This window comes from Halobacillus sp. BBL2006, assembly GCF_000786645.1.
Classification (GTDB): Bacteria; Bacillota; Bacilli; order Bacillales; family Halobacillaceae; genus Halobacillus.
On record NZ_JRNX01000287.1, the window covers coordinates 1 to 3,462 of the forward strand.

5 protein-coding genes and 1 riboswitch are annotated in these 3,462 nt (G+C 41.2%); of the genes, 2 read left to right on the forward strand and 3 right to left on the reverse strand.

Translation table 11 applies throughout. The annotated features are described in order from the left end of the window. The first annotated feature begins 217 nt into the window (after positions 1-217). Both LD39_RS09425 and LD39_RS09430 read left to right on the forward strand, forming a co-directional pair. Entirely contained in the window at positions 218-412 is a 195-nt protein-coding gene (locus LD39_RS09425) for a hypothetical protein (RefSeq protein WP_035545540.1), read from the forward strand. 95 nt (positions 413-507) lie between these two features. Next, a riboswitch (FMN riboswitch) is annotated at positions 508-655 on the forward strand. Between the two features lie 167 nt (positions 656-822). Further along, positions 823-1,419: an ECF transporter S component gene (locus LD39_RS09430; RefSeq protein ID WP_035545546.1), complete on the forward strand. Its 597-nt coding sequence runs from the start codon at positions 823-825 to the stop codon at positions 1,417-1,419. A gap of 53 nt (positions 1,420-1,472) precedes the next feature. Here LD39_RS09430 and LD39_RS09435 read toward each other — a convergent pair whose 3' ends face one another. From LD39_RS09435 to LD39_RS09445, 3 genes are all read right to left on the reverse strand, one after another. After that, positions 1,473-1,847: a hypothetical protein gene (locus tag LD39_RS09435; protein ID WP_035545542.1), complete on the reverse strand. Its 375-nt coding sequence runs from the start codon at positions 1,845-1,847 to the stop codon at positions 1,473-1,475. Positions 1,848-1,889: 42 nt separating this feature from the next. Then, on the reverse strand, positions 1,890-2,285 hold the full coding sequence (locus LD39_RS09440; protein WP_035545543.1) for a PaaI family thioesterase: 396 nt from the start codon (positions 2,283-2,285) through the stop codon (positions 1,890-1,892). Between the two features lie 92 nt (positions 2,286-2,377). Continuing rightward, positions 2,378-3,322, reverse strand: a complete 945-nt coding sequence (locus tag LD39_RS09445) for a 1,4-dihydroxy-2-naphthoate polyprenyltransferase (protein ID WP_035545545.1) — start codon at positions 3,320-3,322, stop codon at positions 2,378-2,380. Positions 3,323-3,462 lie beyond the last annotated feature (140 nt).

The window sequence follows — 3,462 nt, forward strand, 5'->3', positions numbered from 1 at the left end:
TGATTTTCTGCTTATGACGCGAGTGTCTGGGCGTGGGAGCTGGACGAGTTGTTTCCCAAACAATCCTAATCCGTATTTAGCAACGGAACCGAAAGTATCTCGAAATCGGGTCTTACAGAATTCTGCACTATAGTTGAATAACTTTTTATGAAATTGGGCTAAAAATGGATGATAGTGGATAGGATAGAAGAAGAGACTTTTTAGAAAGAGGTGCGATATGGACAGAGAAATCCTGCATCAAAGCATTCTATCCTTGAAAGGAAAGCTGAACACCGGTCAGATTCCTTATCATCCTTATGAGGATCACTTCACTACTCATTTAGACGCTGTCCAAATGAGTGAAGACGGTCTGGTGGATGAAAGTACAATTTCAGCTACACTGAAAATCCTATTGAATACAGTGAATGACTAAAAAGCGCCTACGGGTGCTTTTGTTTTATTCCAAGAAACAAATGTATTGCGAACCTAGGACTTTTTATATACAATATAATTACAATTCTATATCGATTCCATCTTCGGGGCAGGGTGAAATTCCCGACCGACGGTGATGAGTGTTTGTGCACTCTTAGTCCGTGACCCGTGAGGTTTCGACCGAGCGGTGGACCTGGTGAGAATCCGGGACCGACAGTTACAGTCTGGATGGGAGAAGATGTCGAGCGAGGCAGGTGGGTGCAAATACTACCTTCTGTTTCTTATGCGCGATTTAATCTCAACCTTAAAGCCCCTTTTTTACGCTTTAAGGTTTTTTATTTTGCAAAAAGGAAAACGTTCACCTTCATCTGGGATGTGAATCGATGAAAAAGATGAAGGAGGAGATCGATGATGAACCCACAAACAGGTCAGTCATCCAAATTACTAAAATTAATTATTCTAGCTTTACTAGGAAGTATTTCGATGGTTTTAATGTTTCTCAATTTCCCATTGCCAATGCTTCCACAATATTTGAAAGTTGACTTCAGTGAAGTTCCCGCTTTAATTGCAGCCATTTTATTCACCCCAATTGCTGGAGTTGTGGTAGAAGGGTTGAAAAATACATTATACCTCATCTATACAGGAGCTGCTGATCCTGTTGGAGTAGTCGCAAACTTTGCGGCAGGTACTTTGTTTGTTGTCCCTGTAGCTATGATTTATCACAAATTCAAATCTACGAAATCTCTCGTCTCAGGTTTAGTAACAAGTTCTGTAATCATGGCCATTGGAATGAGTGTTCTAAATTTCTATTTCATTCTTCCTGCTTACAGCTGGTTCATGGGCTGGGAAACAATGAGTACAAATGTCAAATGGGTGACCATCATGGCTGGAATTCTACCTTTCAATGCCATTAAAGGCATTGTCATTGGAGCCTTGTTCGTCCCATTATTTATCAAAATGAAACCGTGGTTGGAGCAGAAAGGAATTCGCTCATCCTCGGCTGCCTAATAGAAGATAGAAAAATGAGCTTCCCGGCAATCAGGGAAGCTCATTTTTCATGGTCAATCTTGCTGATTTTCAATTTCATCCACACGGTAGCGGGCGGTAGGCATAGCCTCTAGCCGTTCTACAGGAATCGGTTCTCCTGATTTTTCACTTAACCCGTATCGGTCTTCTTCCATGCGTTTTAACGCGTCATTAACCTCCATTAGTTTCTCGCGAGCCTGTTCGTAAAAGGTCATATCTTTTTCCCTTTCGAATTGGTCCGTTCCTAGATTGCCAGGGTGATCGGCTACGCTGCTAATCTCGCCTGTTTCATCATTTGGATAATCCTCTTTCGCTTGATCGTTTCGGTATTCTTCTAAATTCTGTTCAGCTTCTTCTTTCATTTCCAGTAACCGTTTTTTGAACGTTTCTTTTTGCTTTTGTGTCAACATACATCTATTCTCCTTCCTGATCAGCTATGGTGTATAAAAAAATTAAGATTTTTTCAATGGGACGACACCAATGGTACATCTGGAAGTTGAAATCAATTCATTTGAAGAGTTCATTATTTTGATCTCCCAAACCATTGTATTTCTCCCAATATGCACAGGCGTTGCAGTGCCAGTGACGAACCCTGCGCGAATACTTTTAATGTGGTTCGCATTTATTTCGATGCCGAAGATTTGGTATCTTTCCCGATCAATATTGAGAAAAGCGCCAATACTGGCCGCACTTTCTGCTAATGCTACGCTTGCTCCACCATGTAAAAATCCCATCGGTTGGTGAGTGCGCTTATCGACGGGCATACGAATCTGTACACAATTTGGTTCTGCTTTTTCTACTTCCATGCCTAATACTTCCATTAACGTGTTTTTTGTCATATCTTCCATTTGAACCCCGTCCTTTAAAGTAATATTTCCCACAATCGATTGAATCAAACCTAGAGAAAAGAAGGATGGTACGAAACCATCCTTCTTGTGTGTTATCCGAGTGGAATATAAAGTTGCAATAATAAAGAAATTCCTAAAAGCATGCCATAGATTGTATTGGTTTGCGCTGTAGCTTTCATAGCTGGAAGCATTTCGAGTGGTTGTGACTTTCCTTTAAATCCTTGAATCGCTTGTATCCCTTTTCTTAAACTGAGAAGGGTAATAATGGACCAATAAGGTAAAATGCCGAATAAAATAAATGCGATTGTTAGAGCATAAGCACCTATGAACAGCGCACTTAGGAAACGGATAGATCCTTCGTGACCGAAAAGGATGGCAAGTGTTTTTCTGCCATTTTCAGCGTCTCCAACACGATCCCGAATGTTGTTGGCTAACAGAATGGCACCTATGAAGATGGCGACGGGAATGGAAATCAGGACAACTTCAAATGATAGCGTCAGGGTCTGGATAAAGTAGCTGATTCCAACAATAATTGTACCCATAAAGAAGCCTGCGGTCAGTTCACCGAGCGGTGTATAGGCAATGGGATAGGGTCCACCGGTGTATAAATAACCGAATAACATGGAGACGAGACCGACTAATGCCACCCACCAGCTGGATGAAATACAAATATAAACACCTAATACCCCGGCTGCGGCAAAGAAACTTATCGCCATAGATAATACCACTCGTGGATTGATTCCATCCCGTACAATCGTTCCGCCGATACCTACCGAGTTTTCCGTATCGAGTCCACGCACATAATCGTAGTATTCGTTGAACATATTTGTTGCAGCTTGAATGAGAATGGAAGCCAATAACATAGCTAAAAATAACCAGAAGTTAATGGATTGTTCGATCGCGGCTAGCATCGTTCCGATGAAGACAGGTACGAATGCTGCTGTGAGTGTATGGGGACGTAAAAGACGCCACCACACTTGAAACCCTTCACGTTCATTCAAGGAAGCTTTCATGTTTTGATTTTGAACAGAGCTCATAGATGTTCTCTCCCTTGCATTAATGCTAATCTTTATGATATCAATTTAAGTTTAGGGAAACAGGTCCTTAGTGTCAATCATTGTAAGAATATGCAAGATGAAATGGAGATTCCTTGAGTCAATAGAAAAAAGAGAATAAA